This is a genomic window from Candidatus Spongiihabitans sp. (genome assembly GCF_965247905.1).
Classification (GTDB): Bacteria; Pseudomonadota; Gammaproteobacteria; order Arenicellales; family Poriferihabitantaceae; genus Spongiihabitans.
Genome location: NZ_OZ252047.1, coordinates 2,450,760 through 2,469,807 on the forward strand (window position 1 = coordinate 2,450,760; position 19,048 = coordinate 2,469,807).

Here is a 19,048-nt window from a genome sequence, read left to right on the forward strand (position 1 = left end):
CACAACAACACCAAAAAACTACGCCCTCATGAACAGAACCAACAACAACATAGAAGCACGACTATGGGAAGCGGCGGACGAGTTGCGAGCCAATTCCAAACTCAAGTCTTCGGAATATTCCACCCCGGTGCTGGGTCTGGTCTTTCTGCGCTACGCCGACCACAGGTTCCAGACGACGGCGGCGCAGCTCGCGGGTGGCGGCAGCAGGCGGCGCAAGATCGGTCCCGCAGACTATCATGCCAAGGGTGTCCTCTATATCCCCGAGGCGGCGCGTTTCTCGGCACTGATTCAGTTGCCGGAAGGCGCCAACATCGGCGCCGCCATCAACAACGCCATGCGCGCTATTGAAGCCGACAACCCCGACCTCACGGATGTGCTGCCCAAAACCTACAACCGTTTTGAGAACACCCTGCTCAAGGAGCTGCTCAAGACCATGAACTCCGTCCCTATGGATATTGAGGGGGACGCCTTCGGCAAGATTTACGAATACTTTCTGGGTCATTTCGCCATGAGCGAGGGACAAAAAGGCGGCGAGTTCTTCACGCCAACCCCCATCGTCAAACTCATCGTCGGCATCATCGAGCCTTACCACGGGCGCATCTTTGACCCGGCCTGCGGCTCCGGCGGCATGTTCGTGCAGAGCGCCCGCTTCGTGGCGGAACACCAGAAAAACCCCGGTGCCGAGTTAAGCGTCTATGGTCAGGAGAAGGTCGCCGAAACAGTACGCCTGGGCAAGATGAACCTTGTGTCAACCCAAAGCTAAAATGTCCCCTTTTCTTCATTTATTAATCGTGAAACAGGCTCGGTCTAAGCACTGATTAGAGGTGTCGCCAAGGGTGATCTGGGGCGGGTTTCCAGGTGGATTGTTGCTGCCGGTGAAGTGCTTGCTCGACCTGGTTGCGCACGGTCTTGTCATCGGCCAGCATAACGGCGGCCGGTCCTTGTTGGAAGAGCCGATAAGCCAGTGCCTTGCCCTTGTGCAGTAGCGTCACCGCGCCGTTAAAGTCCTCGCAGACGGTAATGGCGGCGCCGCGCAGACGATAGCCTTTGCCGTAGCCTTGCAGCTGGTATTCGGTGTTGCGAAACGAAATAGTCAGGTTCTTGGACAGTTTGCGCCTGTGCTGCAGGCACAGGATGAGGGTAAGCGCCTCGGCGCTGTGTAATACCTCACGATGGGCATTGTCGGGATGGTATGCGGTGACCGCAAAACGTCGATGGTAGTCGTCAATAAACCGGGGCAGAAATGCGTTGGCTGGTTCAATGGAACGGATGCTTAGCAAGCGCATCTCCTTGACCAGTCGGTCTTGCAGGGTCTTATTGGCTCGTTCTACACGCCCTTTTGCCTGCGGGGTGTTGGCGTGAATAGGCTCGATGTCCAGGGTCTTGAGGGCGCGGGTACATTGAGTTGGTTCGCCTTCCTTATCCGGATGATTGACCCGAAAGATACTGTGCTTATCGCTATAAATGGCCACCGGACGGCCATGCTTGTCAAGCTGTTGGTCGAGTGTCTCCATATAAGCCCGGGTGGTCTCTGTGGGCGCAAAACGCAAGGCTAACAGCCGACTGGTCGCATCATCAATGCAGACCATCAAGGTGCAGCGCGGGCCTCGCCCTGCAAACCCGTCGTGCGGTCACTGCTGTCCCATTAACTTTCACAGCAACGAGGATTGATTGCGATTGAAGCCGGGCCTGGGGGGCCGGTCGCCACGCAAGAGCGCCATCAAGTCGCGCTTGTCGAACAAGTTAAGCTGCAACAGGCGGAGCATTTGTCGCATGCTTTTGCCCAGCTGCGACTGGAATTTGATGAACGCCAAGAGCAAATACACGCACAGCGCGATCCAGACTTGCGTCATCACCGCGTTATGGCTGGTGCCGATGAAGGACTTTATCTTCAGGTTTTGCTTGATCCACTTAAAGAACAATTCCACCTGCCAACACGCTTTATAAAGGTCGGCGACCGTCTTGGCCGCCAGTTTCAAATTATTGGTCAAGAAAACGTAATGCTTGCCGGTCTCGGCATCGCGGTAGCCGATGCGACGCAGTGGAATGGGGCATTGTCTGGATGCTTTGGCGCCGGTGAACACGATGCGCTGGTCGCAGGTTAATCCCTTGCTCTTCAACACCGCAGCGCGACCGACAACGCGATACGCCGCGTTTTTCTTGATGCGAGTGACAAAGAATATGCCGTTGTCATTCAACTGTTTATACCCGCCATAGTCGTTATATCCGCGGTCGATGGCGACTAGGCTGCCTTTTGGGAAACCCAGCGCGCGCCCGATAGCGAGGTCGCTGGTTGTGCCATCGGTGATGGTCACGAACTCGGGCCGGCAACCGCGGTGGTTCAGCCCGACATGCAGCTTGACCGCCCCCTTGGTCGTTCGGAAATCGGCCCACGGGAAGGCCGAGAGGCACAACTCAATGGGGGTGGCATCAAGCGAATACTGAAACGAAACTTATGCCCGGGCGCGACCCCTTGGCAACGTCGCAACAGTTTCCCGAACAGGGCTTCGTACAACGTATAAGGCTTGTCCCGGTTGATGCGCGCCAGGCTGGAGCGGGACAGTTCGATGCCGCCCAAGTGATAAAGTCGATGCGCCTGAGCGCCCAGATTGTCGACGATGTCGCGCAAGCTGTCGCGGCCGGTCAACTGCGCCATAAACAGGCCGACGAACTGCGCCCAACGCGACGCGGAACGAGCGGCCACTATGATGCCGTGTGGCAAGGGTCTCGAATTCATGTCTCGGCACCCATTTGAGGAATTGCGATAAAACGGTGTTACAATGCGCCATGGTCTGATTCTCCTATTTGATTCAATAAGTTGTCGGTAAACTCATTGTATCAATTCAGAGCGAATCAGACCATCTTTTTTGTCTGTTAATGGGACAGCAGTGTCGTGCGGTGAGCCATCAATCTGTACCAGCTCACCCCACCGCGGCCGGCGTGGTCGACTCTGGTGGATTGCCGCTTTTTTACGTTGTTTCCCCCGCCATAACCCATCCTTGATCATCCACTGGCGCAGGGTCTCCACCGAGCAATGGCCAGCATGCAGTTCGGTGAGTTTCTCGTGGGCAAAGGTCGGCCCGAAGTCAATATAATGCGCCCTGATGATCGCCAATGCCTGCCGGCGAACCGCATCGCCAATAGCGTTGCCGGGGCATCGTCCCCGGTGTTTAGAGGCCATCCCGGTAGCACCACAGGTTCGGTAGGCGCGGGTTAAACGTTTTACCTGTCTGACGCTCAGTTTTAGTCTCTGTGCCGCCTGCGCTTGCGTAAGCCGGCGACTGATGATGGAGCGAATAACCGATACGCGGTCAAGTTCTGCATGGCTCAATGTGATGATCCCCTCTGTCATAACCCCTCCCGAAGTCAAAAGGGGGACATTTCAGCTTTGGAGAAAGGGGACATTACTGCTTTGGGCTAACAATGCGGCAAACCGAACTGTTAGGAGTAAATAGAACTGTCCTAATAATTAACACGACATCTGTCCGCTTTTAATTGGTTTATACTCCTGACATTGTGAAGCGGATTTACGCAACGTCAGCCTGTATTTGTTCCTCATTCAATAAACAGCCATCTTTTAAATATCATCCCAGTCGTCCAGGACCATGAAAAATTGAAATCAAGCCATCGAAATGGATCACAACCTTTACTTTGGCTTTGATGTAATGATAGCGATGTTTGTCTTTCGGCAGCTGTAAATTGAGGTTGTTAAATTGCACGCAATTGTCTTTCCTCACCCGGCGCTCATAACGCTGACAAAGGCAATCATCAAGATTAACACCGGCAAGCCGGACAAACGCATTGCCTTGTTCTCTTGCAGGACGGGCAAACTCCTCGTTATAAGCCGGCATGCAATGATGGTTAAGGTATGCATTAGCGGCTTTTATATCGGTGATGCCGTTGAGCGCCAATTCTTGAGGCAAGCGCCCTTGGCGAGCGCCAAAGGCACGTTCAGATCGCCCGCGAGCCTCAGGCGAATAGGCGGCAATCATATCAATGCCTAAGCGTTTAAGGGCAATGCCAAATTGAGTCGGATTGTTTTTATCCACCTTGCCGCCTGCCTCTGGTGTATGCCAGTAATGGCTGCCCCGGTCGGAATAGAAAGTACAGAAAATACCTTTAGCCTTGAGTACATCTTTGACACCCAGCAACGAACTGACCGTGCCTTCCTGTTCAACAAAGCGCATGGAATAATGCTCGTTAGTGGCATCATCCATAGTCACAATTAAATCCCAATACACCCCGGGCACCCATAAATGGGTGCTGCCATCTTGATGGATCATCATGCCGGGCAATGCACTGGGGAGCCGTCTAATGCGATGAGGTCCAGGTGATTGACCTTTGGCCACCAAATTAGCTGATTGAAGTTGGTTTTTAACCCAGCTATAGCTACGTGACCCCTGGTGTTTTCGTTGATACCAACGATGAAAATGCCTGACATTCCAGCCATTATATCGACTGGAATATAAATCAGTTAATGCCATCACCTCATCAACCGGAGCGCACCGTACTGATAGGGTGTGCAGTCTTTTGTCACACAAGCCTTCCAGCCCTGACTCTTCATAACGGTTGATATACCTGCGAAAACTACGACTGCAGACTCCTAACAAACTGGCTGCCTCCTCTTGGCTTAATCGTTTGCATTGATAACCCTCATATGCCTCTTCAAATCTCATCTGTTTTAATTCCTCAACAAAGGCTGTCCGGTTCATTTGCTACCTCCAAATAGGATCACTGCTGTCCCATTAACTTTCACAGCAACGAGGATTGATTGCGATTGAAGCCGGGCCTGGGGGGCGGGTCGCCACGCAAGAGCGCCATCAAGTCGCGCTTGTCGAACAAGTTAAGATGCAACATGCATGCTTTTGCCCAGCCGCGACTGGAATTTGATGAACGCCAAGAGCAAATACACGCACAGCGCGATCCAGACTTGCGTCATCACCGCGTTATGGCTGGTGCCGATGAAGGACTTTATCTTCAGGTTTTGCTTGATCCACTTAAAGAACAATTCCACCTGCCAACGCGCTTTATAAAGGTCGGCGACCGTCTTGGCCGCCAGTTTCAAATGATTGGTCAAGAAAACGTAATGCTTGCCGGTCTCGGCATCGCGGTAGCCGATGCGGCGCAGTGGAATGGGGCATTGTCCGGATGCTTTGGTGCCGGTGAACACGATGCGCTGGTCGCAGGTTAATCCCTTGCTCTTCAACACCGCAGCGCGACCGACAACGCGATACGCCGCGTTTTTCTTGATGCGAGTGACAAAGAATATGCCGTTGTCATTCAACTGTTTATACCCGCCATAGTCGTTATATCCGCGGTCGATGGCGACTAGGCTGCCTTTTGGGAAACCCAGCGTGCGCCCGATAGCGAGGTCGCTGGTTGTGCCATCGGTGATGGTCACGAACTCGGGCCGGCAACCGCGGTGGTTCAGCCCGACATGCAGCTTGACCGCCCCCTTGGTCGTTCGGAAATCGGCCCACGGGAAGGCCGAGAGGCACAACTCAATGGGGGTGGCATCAAGCGAATACTGAAACGAAACTTATGCCCGGGCGCGACCCCTTGGCAACGTCGCAACAGTTTCCCGAACAGGGCTTCGTACAACGTATAAGGCTTGTCCCGGTTGATGCGCGCCAGGCTGGAGCGGGACAGTTCGATGCCGCCCAAGTGATAAAGTCGATGCGCCTGAGCGCCCAGATTGTCGACGATGTCGCGCAAGCTGTCGCGGCCGGTCACCTGCGCCATGAACAGGCCGACGAACTGCGCCCAACGCGACGCGACACGGAACGAGCGGCCACTATGATGCCGTGTGGCAAGGGTCTCGAATTCATGTCTCGGCACCCATTTGAGGATCTGCGATAAAACTGTGTTACAATGCGCCATGGTCTGATTCTCCTATTTGATTCAATAAGTTGTGTGTCATCTCATTGTATCAATTCAGAGAGAATCAGACCATCTTTTTTGCTTGTTAATGGGACAGCAGTGACTATACATGGTTAAATTAATTGGTCGGGATTATTCCAATCTGCAGGTGGTGTTTTCCATTTGCCACAAGGGAGGTTTTGTGTGTGTTGCACAGATGATTGACCGGGGCGTTCGACAAAATTTCTGGAATGAATTTCAGCAAACGCAATCGAAGCTTGGGGTTGGTCGTCATCAATATTTAAAGTTGTTTTCATAAGTGTCGTTCAAAAGGTACCTGTATCATCGAAAATACAAGCTTACTTAATTATTTTAGCCTGCGCTTCTTTTAGGTTTTGATACCGTACTCTAATCTGAGTTAATGTATCTTTATAGTTATCTGAAAGTCTGTGTTTTCTTTTCCTTGTTCCGCTATCAAAATCATAGAATAATTTCAGTAACCTGCGGTTCTCAACATGTATATAGATAAATTTCCACAGATTAGAATTGTTCTTATTATTATCGAATTTGAGGAGCAATTTTTCTAATTCGCAGACAAATGGCAAAAAAATTCTATCATCCCATTCCACTCCGCTTTCGCTGTAAGATTCTAATAATCCGCGAAAGTCGTGTGATCTTTCTCCCCACTTAGGCGGGGTCATTCCGTCTTCAACGCAACCGAAACGATAGAAAAATGGAATTACTATTTGTTCGACAAAATTTTCTTCGGTAATTTCTTTCTTTTTTAGTCTATGCATGAGCTCTGCTTTTGCACAAAGACAACAAGTATTATTACTAAAAAAATGTAGATAAGTTTTATTTTTATTTGCTTCAGAAAGGTTCTTAGATCTCAGAATTTTTTCAATAATATCTTCAGAAACCTTTATTTTCGGAATGTCACCAGCGGATAAATCAATCTTGATCGGATATTTTTTTCGAATAAAACGATCGTCAGCCGGAATTGGTTGTGGGTTATTAAACGGAACGATAGAAAGCTTTTCATTTTTGTCCGTTGCGGAAAAAGACAGATTCCCGTGCACAACCGATTGTTCATGTGTGTTTGAGTCAAAATATTTGTTCTTGGTGGGAGAGAACAGCCATTTCCTGAATTTGGCAGGATCAAATATTACCGGTATTACCGGCATGACCATGGTTTTGGGGGGTTAGCAATCACAGTAGGTGCATACCCGGCCACACCTGCCGCAACAGTGGCTTTTGTTGCAGGTGAGTCATCGTTATCCGCTACGTCTTTGAAAAAACCACAAGGGAAAACTTTTTCCCAAGCAAGCAGGGCATCATTTTTAGAATATTCATGTCGATCCAATACTGATAAATCCAGAATTGCATCTACAAGTTTGTCTTTAAACTCTATGACCTTTTGATCATTCTCATCTACAAGACATTCATCCGTGATAACAGGGTGCATAATTTTCTGAGACCACAACAAACGATCTTTTATGCTCTTCATTATTTGGTGCAAGGCATCCTCCCAGTCAAATTCGGCATTGCTTTCCAAATCCCATAGTTCAACAACGAGTACGCTAATTGCAAGTCCTGAAATGCGACTCTCGCCAGCGTAACAATCAACAAATTTCTTTAATAACCGCACAATCTTCCTAATACCATCTGCGTTGCCGGTTCCATCAGCACTATTTTTAAACCACTCAGTTACTGCTTTCGGGTCAGATTTTATCCACTCATATCCCGAAGAAAGAAGAGGTTTCTCGTTATCATGTTTTTTATAAACCGGCACATCGATATGGAAACCTTCGTTATAGTAAATACGCACACAATTTGTTTTGACTTCTGGCGGAGTGTCGAACTTTTTGTCTCGTGCAGCCTCACAAATCATTTCCCTTACTTCTCGGGGGCTCATTTCACCCAACTCATCTGGCTTAAAATAGATGCCATCATCAATGTCGTATTTTTCTTTATTGGCACGTATCATAGTTCCCATTTTGTAAGACCCTTGCTGGAGGAATCCAATCGGGTTAGGGTTTTCTGATCGTTCTAAGTTAGTTCGAATACGTATGCGATTGTTCTTCGCTCTTTCTCGAATCGTTTTTTTCAAATTTTCCGCCAATACAACATGATCATCATGGAACTTGGCGATATTTTTCTTGCACATAGACATAGTATATTCCTCTGTCAGAGTTGAAAAAATTTCCGCACGATAGAGTTATCATCCCCGTTGTGCTTGCTGTGAATACTGTTTGCATCATTCTCGGCTAACGCGCTCATTGTCTTGATTGCTATTTCATCCGCTTTATCAATACCAATTGCACTATATTGTTCCGGTGACTTGGGAGTTTCTTCAAGTCGCTCCAGCCGAATTTTTCTCCCTGATTGAGATAATGTATTTGCAATAAATTTCGCGGCAGAGTCATAACCGTAAGCCTGTGCAGTGATAGCCATTTCCATAGATTCCCGCCCGAACTTCCAGCGACCAAACCCCCAGTCGAGGTTTGCCAGTTTTTGAGGGTCTCCATTGGGTGTGGATGCAGTTCCAATGGAAATAATATTTATATTCACATCTTGTGGCGCAATCTGCATAGCTTCTACCAAAGCAAGCAAAACAGGATTGTTCGCCCACAATCCTCCATCAACAAATACTTGGGTATCGTTTTTATTCTCTGGATTTACTATTGAATGCAAAGGAAAAAATACCGGTGCCGCAGCACTGGCCATGCAGACATCAACAAGTTTGTAGTGGTTATCTCGATTTTTCCCGTTCAAGTGTGGTGTTTTAAACACCCATGCCTTGTAGGTTGCGGCATTCACTGCCGGTATGCAAAAAGCAATGCCTCGCTTGTTATAAATTCCTTTTACCGTTTCTTCTTTAAATACCGATTGTAAGACATTGCCAAGCTGTTTTGCCTCTGCTGATGGCTTAAAAAGGTGTTTCAATATCCAGAGAATGGATGCCATACCTTTTGTACGCCCTCGTTGGAATATCTCTTTTCCATGTTTTGTGTATAGTTCTATTATGTTTTTTAACGGTACACCGGCAACTAATCCACAAGCCAGAATTGCCCCGGTACTCGTTCCGCATATCAGATCGCATTTTTTGCCTAAATCTAAAACTCCTGCGTTTTGTTCAGGATTAAACCTTCGGACAAGAGCATCCAATAGCGTGGCACTATACAAGCCACGCATTCCTCCACCATCAATAGTTAATACAGTAAAGTTATCCATCGGATTCCATATAAGGGTGGATTCTCCATTTTCAACTACGGATATATTATTTCCGAGATTCACAGGGTCCGTTCTGAAAAGGGTGCGGGTAAAGCTATATCGTGAGACCTTTGCATAAATCAAGCCTAAATCATACTTGATCCGGTAAAATAAAAGACCTCTAAACAACCACCAAAACCAACTCAAAATGTCCTGGAAACAAACCGCCCAACACTCAATGGCAGACATGCTTGTGGTCGAGCATAAATCCCTGAGCGAACTTGACGATGCGCACAGCATCATTAACTGGAAAGAGATAGAGACCACCCTGTCCAATCTATACTCATCTAAAAGAGGCGTGCCTGCCTACCCGCCGCTGATGATGTTCAAGATCCTAATCCTGCAAGCGTGGTATAACCTAAGCGATGAAGCTTTGGAAAAACAAATTGCCAGGGATTTGATGTTCAGGCGCTTTATTGACTTAAGTTTGAGTGAAGCGGTGCCAGACCACACGACCATCTGGCGTTTCAGAAACCTGCTGAACACTGAGAACCTTTTAGAGCCGCTATTAGAGCAAATTAACACGCACTTGGAGCAAAACAGCATTATCGTCTCAGTCGGTTCAATCAACCTCATTGATGCCACGGTGATAAAAGCCAGGCAATCACGCAAGGGCAGGATGGCAATAACACGCAAGACCCGGAGGCCGGTTACCATGTCAAGGTCGCCGCTGACGGCAAGCGCAAAACCACCTACGGCTTCAAGATGCACGCCAATACGGATGGACATGGTTTTGTCAAGAAGATGACCTGCACGCCAGGCAATGTGCATGACTCACAAGAGATGGACAAACCGCTGGTCAAAACCCATGGGCAAGTTTACGCGGACAGCGCCTATGCCAATCAGGAGAACGACAAGAAACTGGGCCGGCAAAACAATAAAGTTCTGCACCGGGCTTATAGAAACAAACCGTTGACCGACCAACAAAAACAGCAAAACAGGCAACGTTCAGGCATCCGTTATATCGTCGAGCGCACCTTTGGGCTATTAAAACAACATCACGGATTAGGTCAGGCAAGACGCCTTGGGCTGGAAAGAAACAAAAGCAGAGCGCAACTGATTGCGATGACTCATAATCTTAAAACCGGGATGAATATTTTCAAGCAAATGCGAAGTTCACCGGCGTGTTGCGTCTAAAAGGCGGGGGGAAAGGCAAAACAGCAACCCAACCAACCAAAGCAAGTAAATCGGGTTGGTTTGTGAACGTTTTTCAAGAAAAACGAGGCTTTTTGGAAATATCCTTAGGGTGTTAACGAGTCAAGACCCTGAAAAATCTCAGAAACAGGGTTATGAGAAATGATTATGGATTATGCAAAAGTCTCTCATTGTATCAATTCAGAGCGAATCAGACCATCTTTTTTGTCTGTTAATGGGACAGCAGTGAAATAGGATAGAATAAATCCGGACAGTTCACGTGTTAATTATTAGGACAGATAATTTACTCCTAACACCGGCGGCAAACCGAACTTGACAATAAGGCGTAAGTAATCTACATTTGGTATAGATTTTTTAATAAACTTTAACCCGGATAATGCTAATGAAACAAGGAACGAAAATTATTCAAGGCGACTGTGGAAAATGGTTGCGCTCAACTAAAACTCAGGTTGATTTAACTTTTTTTGACCCGCCTTTCAATCAAGGACGTTTTTACAGACACTTTGACGACAAACAAAAAGAGGATTCATACTGGAATTGGATTACAGAAACACTCACTGCAATACGCAAAAAAACCAGTCCGGGCGGTGCAATTTATTTTATGCACCGTGAAAAAAATACGGAATATGTTTTGGCAGCATTGCGGCACACCGGATGGACATTCCAGAACTTAATTATATGGAAAAAAATGACATCTGCCGTGCCATGTAAATACAGATTTGGCAAGCATTATCAAATCATTGTATTGGCGACCAACGGGAAGCACGCGCGCACATTTAACAAACTACGAATTGACCTCCCGCTTATGCCACATCATAAACAAGCACGGGAAAACGGTGTTTATGTAACTGATGTTTGGGACGACATTCGCGAGTTAACTTCGGGGTATTTTGCCGGCGATGAGCCAATGCGTACGAGAGACGGAGAACGCTTCCATAAACAACAAGCGCCGACCGCATTACTGTTGCGAATTATTTTATCTTCGTCAAACAAAGGGGATGTGATTCTTGACCCGTGCGCCGGCACCGGCACAACTATGGTTATTGCAAAACAACTGGAACGCAGGTCCGTTGGAATTGAAATTGATCCGCAAAATATTGAATGCATTAAAGCCAGAATGAACGATTCGAGGCCATCCGACCACGTGGATAAATTTTTCCACTACTACCGCCATACCGATGATATAGAAATAATCTGGGGACGGAAAAAGCAAATCAAACCACTGCAAACAAACAAACACATCACCGATGACAGCCTCCGCATACCATCTTTTTTGTGACATCTATCAGCGACGCAGAAATTTAATGTCGCGCGACCTTAACGCCGAGCAATTTATGTTGAGAGACGACCTGATTGCCGGTCATGGGGGCAAGGCAACGTTTCCAGACCTTGTCCTGCGCACAAATCAAAATGACCCGACTTTTCAAGGTGGGGAATTTATAGAGATAAAAGATGCAACTACTTCCTACAATATTGCGTCATTCAACTCAACCATTCCAAGTGCGTATAAAAATATTGATGATTATGTCGGTACCTCCAGCAAGTTATACGAAGCGATACTGGAAGCCGACGGAAATGATCCATATCACCTGATAAGTCGGGAAGTTTATTATCTCATCCGCGGACGACAGCGAAAGGATGATACCAACTGCAAAGTATGTCTGGTGCAAGGCGGGTTCTTTGAGACACTAAGCGTGACGGAAAACATCAAGTCGGCACTAAATAAATCATTGCGTGAGGCAATGGCAGAAAGCGATATCAAAGGTGACGATTATGAGGAATCTATTAATGATGTTTTATCTTTCAACTGGAAACGCGAACATCTCTCCAGAGTCCGGCATCATGAAAAATCTTCTATAAGCCTACGAATGCGTGTTATGACCGAAGTTGTCAAAGAGGCTAATGTGCTCAACGAAAATCAATATCCCGACATTACGGATAACACCTTGAATATGCTGGTTCCCGCACACACGGAAGCCCGGTATGAAGAATTAGCGCGTGTTGCCATTCAGAAAATGAGCATGGCATTTGGCTTGGACAATAATGCGCTACCGCCAGGCTTGGAGGTAAAAAAACTAAAACACTTAAGAAACGGCCCGTTCGTTTTGTTTCAAACCACCATATGATGGCGGATAATTACGCACCTTCATCAAACAACCACGGTGCTTCGGTTTTTCGTTTTTGTTCGTAATTTTTGATGGCATCGGCGCGGGATAGGGTCAAAGCGATGTCATCCAAGCCGTTGACTAAACAATGTTTGCGGAATGACTCTATTTCAAACTCAACTTCAAATTTATTTTCAGATTTAGTCGCGACACCATCCGGCGTGTTAATTTTTTGCGTGGGCAAATCAACTTTCAGTCGATAACCAACTTGCGCTTTGACTTGCTCGAATAAATCGTCCACGGTTTCCTCGTCCAAAACAACCGGCAACATCCCGTTCTTGAAACAATTGTTGTAAAAAATTTCGGCGAAACTTGGTGCGATGATGCAAAGAAAACCATAATCGAGCAACGCCCACGGCGCGTGTTCGCGCGATGAGCCGCAACCAAAATTTTTTCGCGCCAGCAAAATTTGCGCGCCTTGGTAACGTTCCTGATTCAACACAAATTCCGGATTGCGCGGGCGTTTGCTGTGATCCATGCCCGGCTCGCCGTGATCAAGATAGCGCCATTCGTCAAACAAACTTGGCCCAAAACCGGTACGTTTGATCGACTTCAAATATTGTTTGGGAATGATCGCGTCGGTGTCAATATTGGCGCGGTCGAGGGGCATCACCAATCCATCAAGTGTCGTAAAAGATTCCATCACGCGCTACCGTGGCCGGCTCTGACATCATCAAAGTGACCGGCAATGGCGGCGGCGACCGCCGGCGACACCAGGTGGGTGCGCCCGCCCTGGACATCGCCATCCCTGAGGAAACTGCCGCATGACCCCATCTGGCTACACCGAGGACGCACTGGTTGAGCAGCCCGCCATCGCACTGCTGGCGGAGTTGGGATGGGAGACGGTCAATGCCTTCGATGAGTTTGCCGGCGGTGCCAGCAGCCTGGGACGCGAGACCAGGGGCGAGGTCATTCTCACTGCCAGATTGCGCCCGGTGCTGGCGCGGCTGAATCCGGATGCGGCACCTGATGCCATTGAGCAAGCCGTTGATGAACTGACGCGTGACCGTTTGCGCCTGAGTCCGGTTGCCGCCAATCAGGAAGTCTATCGCCTGCTGAAAAACGGCGTGCGTGTCACTTTGCTTGATCCTGAAAGCGACGAGGAAACCGTGGAAATGGTGCGGCTGATGGATTGGGAGCATCCTGCCAATAACGATTTTCTGCTGTGCTCGCAGTTCTGGGTGGCGGGCGAGATGCACACGCGCCGCGCCGACCTGGTGGGTTTTGTCAACGGCTTGCCGTTGGTGTTCATTGAACTGAAAGCCGTGCACCGCCGGCTTGAAACTGCCTGCCGCGGCAACCTGCGCGATTACAAAGACACCATCCCGCAACTGTTCTGGGCAAATGCGCTGGTCATCCTGTCCAACGGCAGCCAGAGCCGGGTGGGCAGCATGACCGCGGGCTGGGAGCATCTGGCGCAATGGAAGAAGGTGGACAGCGAGGATGAGTCGGGGCGGGTGTCGCTGGACACGATGTTGCGTGGTGTCTGTGATCCAGAGCGGCTGTTGGATCTGGTGGAGAACTTCACCCTGTTTCAGGAAGCCCCCGGCGGACTGATCAAACTGATCGCCAAAAACCACCAGTATCTCGGGGTTAACAATTCACTGGAAGCCCTGGCCGACAGCCGTCGGCGTGACGGCAAGCTGGGGGTCTTTTGGCATACGCAGGGCAGCGGCAAGAGCGTGTCCATGATTTTCTGCGCGCAAAAGGTGCTGCGCAAACTGCCGGGCAACTGGAGTTTCGTCATCGTCACCGACCGGCAGGAGCTGGACGGGCAGATCTACAGGAACTTTGTCTCGGCGGGAGTGGTGACCGAAAGCCATGCGCAAGCCGAAAGTGGAGAGCATTTGCGGCAGTTACTCGGGGAAGACCATCGCTACATCTTCACCCTGATCCACAAGTTCCGCGAGACAGAGGTGCTGTCCGCTCGCGACGACATCATCGTCATCACCGATGAGGCGCACCGCAGCCAATATGACACCCTGGCACTGAACATGCGCGCGGCGCTGCCCAATGCCGCCTTCCTGGCTTTTACCGGCACGCCGCTGATCCAGGGCGAAGAGAAGACCAAACAGGTGTTCGGCGATTACATCAGCGTCTATGGCTTTCAACAGTCGGTGCTGGACGGCGCCACGGTGCCGCTTTATTACGAGAACCGTATTCCCGAGTTGCAACTGATCAACGAAAACCTCAACGAGGACATGGAGCGTCTGCTGGAAGATGCAGAACTTGATGAGGCGCAGGAGAAAAAACTGGAGCGGGTCTTCGCCAGGGAATACCACCTGATTACCCGGGACAAGCGGCTGGAAGCGGTGGCAAAGGATGTGGTAACGCATTTCACGGGACGCGGCTTCCCGGGCAAGGCGATGATGATCTGCATTGACAAGGCAACGGCGCTGCGCATGTACGACAAGGTGCGTCAGCATTGGTCCGCCATGATCGACAGTTTGCGCGCGGAATGCGATGCGGCGAAGGGTGACGCAAAAGCCCATCTGCAACAGCGCATTGACTGGATGAAAGAGACGGATATGGCGGTGGTGGTTTCTCAGGGACAGAACGAAATAGCGGAAATGAAGGACAAGGGACTGGATATTCGTCCGCACCGCAGACGCATGGTGGAGGAAGACCTGGATACGAAATTCAAAACCCCGGATGACCCCTTTCGTCTGGTCTTTGTCTGCGCCATGTGGATGACCGGCTTTGATGTACCCAGTTGCTCGACGCTCTACCTCGACAAACCGATGCGCAACCACACCCTGATGCAGACCATCGCTCGTGCCAATCGGGTCTATCCCGGCAAGGTGAGCGGATTGATTCTGGATTATGTCGGGGTCTTCCGCAATTTGGAGAAGGCGCTGGCGATCTATGGTGGCGGCGGTAGCGACGATAACAGTCCGGTGGAGGATAAAAGCGCGCTGGTGGCAGCGTTACGCCTAGCGCAGAAAGAGACTCAAGATTTGTGCCGCAAGTGCGGTGTTGATTTAACTGCCATTCAAGCCGCCGCGGGTTTTGACCGTGTCAGTCTGCTGGATGACGCCGTGGAGGCACTGATAACTGCGGAGGATACCCGGCGCCGTTACCTTGACCTTGCCAATCAGGTGAAGCGACTTTACAAGGCGGTGTTGCCTGACCCGGCGGCGCGGGAATTTGCTGCCGGGATCACGCCGGTTCAGGTCATCGCCAGGAAAATTCGCGCGCTGGTTCCCGAGGCGGACATATTACAGGTGATGGGGGATGTGGAGGACCTGCTCGACCAGTCCATTGCCACGGAGGGGTATGTCATTCGTGAAGAAGGCGCACTTTATGGTGGCGGGAAGTCCCTTGACCTGAGCAGTATGGATTTTGAGGAGTTGGCAAAGAAATTCAAGACAAGCCGCAAACGCACGTTGAATGAAAAACTCAAAGGGGCGGTGGCGCAAAAACTTATGGCGATGGTGCGGTTCAACCGAACCCGCATGGATTATATGGAAAAATTCCAGGCAATGATTAACGCCTACAACGCGGGCAGCCTGAATGCCGAGCAGTTCTTTCAGCAGTTGTGTGTGTTCGCCAAGAGTCTAGGTGAAGAAGAGCAGCGTGGCGTGAGCGAGCAGTTGAGCGAAGAGGAGCTGGCCATCTTTGATCTCCTGACCAAGCCACATATAGAAATGAGCGAGGCGGACAGGGACAAAGTGAAATCCATTGCCCAGGATCTGCTGAGCAAACTCAAGACAGAGAAACTGGTGCTTGATTGGCGCAAGCGTCAGCAGGCACGCGCCGCGGTGCGCGTCACCATCGAAAAGCTGCTGGATAAAAATTTGCCACCAGCCTTCACATCAGAACTCTTCGCGCAGAAGACCTCCGCTGTGTTCCAGCATGTGTACGATGCTTATTATGGACACGGGCGGAGTATTTATGCGGTGGCGGCGTAGGTTGCCATTGACTTTCTACGCCTATATCCCCGTGTCCAGCAAATAACTCGTTGCAATCCATGACCACGAGCACACGTCTCACATTTCACTTTTTAATTCGAGTCATCGTGTGGAGAAACAGCATCTTGCCTCATTTCACTACCGCGTCAACCGATAGTATTCCATCTCCGCAGCCTTGTAGTTTGACAAACACCCCATAGCATCAAGCACCGAGGTCAGGAAACTTTGCGCGGTTAGCCTTCCAAGTGCGCCAGTTGCGCAATCCGTTTCGTTAAATCGGTTGACCCGATCCTTGCGCCCAAGGGGATTGTGAATCAGCACCGGCACGGGATCGCCATTATGCTCTCCGCGGTAAGAATCGGTTGAATGGTCGGCGCAAACGCCGAGTATGGTATCTTCCAGATTAATTTTGCCCGAGGTCATTTTTCCCGTAACCATTTTACCCAGGGCCGTATCGAATCGATTGATAACCTCTGCCTTTGCCTGCGGGTTGCGGTCATGGGCTGTGGTATCGGTGGCCTTGATATGCAGGTAAACCAAATCATGGGTTGCCAACGCAGTTTTTGCAAAAGCCAGTTTTTTATCCAGGTCGGTATCGGGTAGCGCGGTAAAGGCGGGATCAGTTATCGTGGTAAAACCGAACAAATTTCCAAGTCCGAGAATAGTGCTTTCACTGGCAATAACGGCGACTTTCAGATTGAGATAGGCGAGGAGATTATTAAAATTCTGGTGCACGCCGACGCCTCGGGTAATGATCCCGTTAGCGGGCAACTGGTTGCCTTGTATTCTTTTCTTATTAACCGGGTGGGATGACAAAATATCATGCGATATTTCGGTAAAGCGATTGACTGCGGCGGCGCTGCGCCGAGCGATTTCGTCCTCATTATTATCCGCCCTGGACATTAATATTCTCTGGTCAATGCCCTTTCCCCCTGGATCGGTATCGCTTATTTGTGCGGATAAATGAGACCCTTGCAAGCGTAAAACACAACGATGCTGAGTGGCCGGGTACAACGATGCGAGGATATCGGCACCGACATTGATGTCCTCAAGCGCGCGACATAAACTATCCACATGCTCTCTAATGCGTCCGGCTCGACGATCCTTAATATGAAAATCAGGCCCATGCTTTTCCACCGTCGCCAGATTTGCCCGCAATAACAGATCGCCAACGTGCAAATCCAACCCAATTCCGGCCGCTTCAATCGGGCCGCGACAAAGGCAAGATGCAACGCTTGGCGGCAATCCAAATAAAATGCCGACACTGGTATGGGTGTCAACCGGCAATCCCGGCAGCAATGGATCCATCAAGCCACATTGATTACTTTGCGCTAACTGGTCAAGAACCGGCGTGTGGGCAAATTCCAGCGGCGTATTACCATCGAGTTCCGGGCATGGACGGTCGCCCAAGCCATCGAGAATAATGACCAGCCCTTTGAATCGATCACTGCTCATGAATATTGTTTCCGCCATATTGTTTGCGCAGGGCGGCGATCCGGTCTTTGTACTTTGCCGCAATCGTTTGGATGATGATGTTAATAATATCCAAGGTCGTGTCCGCCACTTTTTTGTTGTCAATAATCTCGATGTCTTGATTATCCGCTTCTGATAAAAGCATTGTTTGCAGTTGCAGGATTGCATCGATATTTTCCAAATATCGTTTGGCTCTCCTTTGTTTGTTCTCACTGAACCTGCCTTTGATAAAACGGATAAGGCGTTTCTTGTTCAGTACCGCCAGACATATCGGCACGACTACCGCCTCTGATGATTCGATGCGCCCAAGCAGACGATCAAGCAGAGAAGGACGAATGTGGACCCCTTCAACAATCATTGAAACATTTTCGTTCAGGGCGCGTTGAACGACCGCTTCACATGCGACTTCGACCATTTCCGACTGCATTTGAAAACCATAAAATAGATGGTCGTCTGCATTGTTGTACAGCTCAGGAATGTGCATGGCTTTTCCTGCTTTAAAAGACGAGGAATGCAATGACGGGGACAATTTTTCGGGAATCATTATTCGCATGACTTCACGCAACATATCGGTTGACTGGGTTCGCACTATGCCCAGACGATTTGCAACTTCGGTTGCGATGGTGCTTTTTCCGCTACCGGGAACCCCGCCAATAAACAGTAACAGCGGGTAGCTGTTCTTGAGAAAATCACGCCATATCAGATAGTAATCGGCGTGTTGCTGGTCCACTTCTTTTCGAATAACCGAATAAGTCAATGACGTTAATTGGCGAGAAGTTATTTCTCTTATTTTGTTCCTGATTAAATGACTGTGGACTTTTCGGGTAATTGATATACATTGTGCACTTGCAATAGAACAACTTTCAAGTCGTTGGACATGCAACCCGCGAGAAAACGGATCCTTGCTTCCGCCGCCGCCGACAACAATGAGGTTTTCACGGAATATGCCTTCCTTGCGGTATTGTTTGGGTACCGTGCCTGGGTGGTCCTCGATGAGAATTTCTGTTATGCGCTCGCGTAATTCATCGGTAGTCACTTCGTCGCTGTCATCCAGATCATCTCTGAGGTCGCTGGCGACGTTGTAGGCATCCACAAACTCCAATCCGGCTTCCTGTAATGACTTAACCAACATACCTCTCAGGAACGGAATCCGCGTGTCGTTTTCCTGGTTGACGACCATTAGTTTAGACATGGTCAGGATAAAAATTCAGG

At 49.5% G+C, this 19,048-nt stretch carries 13 protein-coding genes and 4 pseudogenes; 5 read left to right on the top strand and 12 right to left on the bottom strand.

The genetic code is table 11. The features are described 5' to 3' along the window. Window positions 1-28 precede the first annotated feature (28 nt). Window positions 29-745: pseudogene (locus tag ACP158_RS12690) on the top strand (type I restriction-modification system subunit M); the annotation flags it as partial. Between the two features lie 73 nt (window positions 746-818). Here the strand turns inward: ACP158_RS12690 and ACP158_RS12695 are convergent. The 9 genes and pseudogenes from ACP158_RS12695 to ACP158_RS12735 form a co-directional block, all read right to left on the bottom strand. Then, window positions 819-1,589 (bottom strand): hypothetical protein, encoded by a 771-nt coding sequence (locus ACP158_RS12695; protein ID WP_424948468.1) that lies wholly within the window; start codon window positions 1,587-1,589, stop codon window positions 819-821. Window positions 1,590-1,652: 63 nt separating this feature from the next. Continuing rightward, window positions 1,653-2,789 (bottom strand): annotated as a pseudogene (locus tag ACP158_RS12700) (IS4 family transposase). A 41-nt stretch (window positions 2,790-2,830) separates the two neighbouring features. After that, window positions 2,831-3,331: a hypothetical protein gene (locus tag ACP158_RS12705; RefSeq protein WP_424946487.1), complete on the bottom strand. Its 501-nt coding sequence runs from the start codon at window positions 3,329-3,331 to the stop codon at window positions 2,831-2,833. Window positions 3,332-3,584: 253 nt separating this feature from the next. Further along, window positions 3,585-4,712 (bottom strand): ISNCY family transposase, encoded by a 1,128-nt coding sequence (locus ACP158_RS12710; protein WP_424946488.1) that lies wholly within the window; start codon window positions 4,710-4,712, stop codon window positions 3,585-3,587. Window positions 4,713-4,752: 40 nt separating this feature from the next. Then, window positions 4,753-5,880 (bottom strand): annotated as a pseudogene (locus ACP158_RS12715) (IS4 family transposase). A 113-nt stretch (window positions 5,881-5,993) separates the two neighbouring features. Beyond that, on the bottom strand, window positions 5,994-6,176 hold the full coding sequence (locus ACP158_RS12720; RefSeq protein WP_424946489.1) for a hypothetical protein: 183 nt from the start codon (window positions 6,174-6,176) through the stop codon (window positions 5,994-5,996). A 42-nt stretch (window positions 6,177-6,218) separates the two neighbouring features. Further along, a complete protein-coding gene (locus tag ACP158_RS12725) occupies window positions 6,219-7,043 on the bottom strand; it encodes a hypothetical protein (protein ID WP_424946490.1) in 825 nt (274 codons plus the stop codon). After that, complete coding sequence (locus ACP158_RS12730) at window positions 7,034-8,032, bottom strand: cyclic GMP-AMP synthase DncV-like nucleotidyltransferase (RefSeq protein WP_424946491.1); 999 nt, start codon at window positions 8,030-8,032, stop codon at window positions 7,034-7,036. The genes ACP158_RS12725 and ACP158_RS12730 overlap by 10 nt, the downstream gene beginning before the upstream one ends. Window positions 8,033-8,046: 14 nt before the next feature. After that, a complete protein-coding gene (locus ACP158_RS12735; RefSeq protein WP_424946492.1) occupies window positions 8,047-9,321 on the bottom strand; it encodes a CBASS cGAMP-activated phospholipase in 1,275 nt (424 codons plus the stop codon). Here ACP158_RS12735 and ACP158_RS12740 point away from each other — a divergent pair. From ACP158_RS12740 to ACP158_RS12750, 3 genes and pseudogenes are all read left to right on the top strand, one after another. Beyond that, window positions 9,281-10,269 (top strand): annotated as a pseudogene (locus ACP158_RS12740) (IS5 family transposase). The gene ACP158_RS12735 and the pseudogene ACP158_RS12740 overlap by 41 nt on opposite strands. A 400-nt stretch (window positions 10,270-10,669) precedes the next feature. Beyond that, complete coding sequence (locus ACP158_RS12745; protein ID WP_424946493.1) at window positions 10,670-11,566, top strand: DNA-methyltransferase; 897 nt, start codon at window positions 10,670-10,672, stop codon at window positions 11,564-11,566. Between the two features lie 25 nt (window positions 11,567-11,591). Further along, the gene (locus ACP158_RS12750) at window positions 11,592-12,413 is read left to right on the top strand and encodes a hypothetical protein (protein ID WP_424946494.1); all 822 of its coding nucleotides are present in this window, start codon (window positions 11,592-11,594) and stop codon (window positions 12,411-12,413) included. A gap of 10 nt (window positions 12,414-12,423) precedes the next feature. On the opposite strand, the gene leuD is transcribed toward ACP158_RS12750, so the two are convergent. Then, entirely contained in the window at window positions 12,424-13,095 is a 672-nt protein-coding gene (gene leuD / locus ACP158_RS12755) for a 3-isopropylmalate dehydratase small subunit (RefSeq protein WP_424946495.1), read from the bottom strand. Window positions 13,096-13,216: 121 nt separating this feature from the next. On the opposite strand from leuD, the gene ACP158_RS12760 reads away from it, so the two are divergent. Next, window positions 13,217-16,363, top strand: coding sequence for a type I restriction endonuclease subunit R (locus tag ACP158_RS12760; protein WP_424946496.1), 3,147 nt, complete (start codon window positions 13,217-13,219; stop codon window positions 16,361-16,363). A 138-nt stretch (window positions 16,364-16,501) separates the two neighbouring features. Here the strand turns inward: ACP158_RS12760 and ACP158_RS12765 are convergent, their stop codons facing one another. Beyond that, window positions 16,502-17,818 (bottom strand): alkaline phosphatase family protein, encoded by a 1,317-nt coding sequence (locus tag ACP158_RS12765; protein ID WP_424946497.1) that lies wholly within the window; start codon window positions 17,816-17,818, stop codon window positions 16,502-16,504. Continuing rightward, complete coding sequence (locus tag ACP158_RS12770) at window positions 17,808-19,028, bottom strand: ATP cone domain-containing protein (RefSeq protein WP_424946498.1); 1,221 nt, start codon at window positions 19,026-19,028, stop codon at window positions 17,808-17,810. Before ACP158_RS12770 ends, ACP158_RS12765 begins: the two co-directional genes overlap by 11 nt. Window positions 19,029-19,048 lie beyond the last annotated feature (20 nt).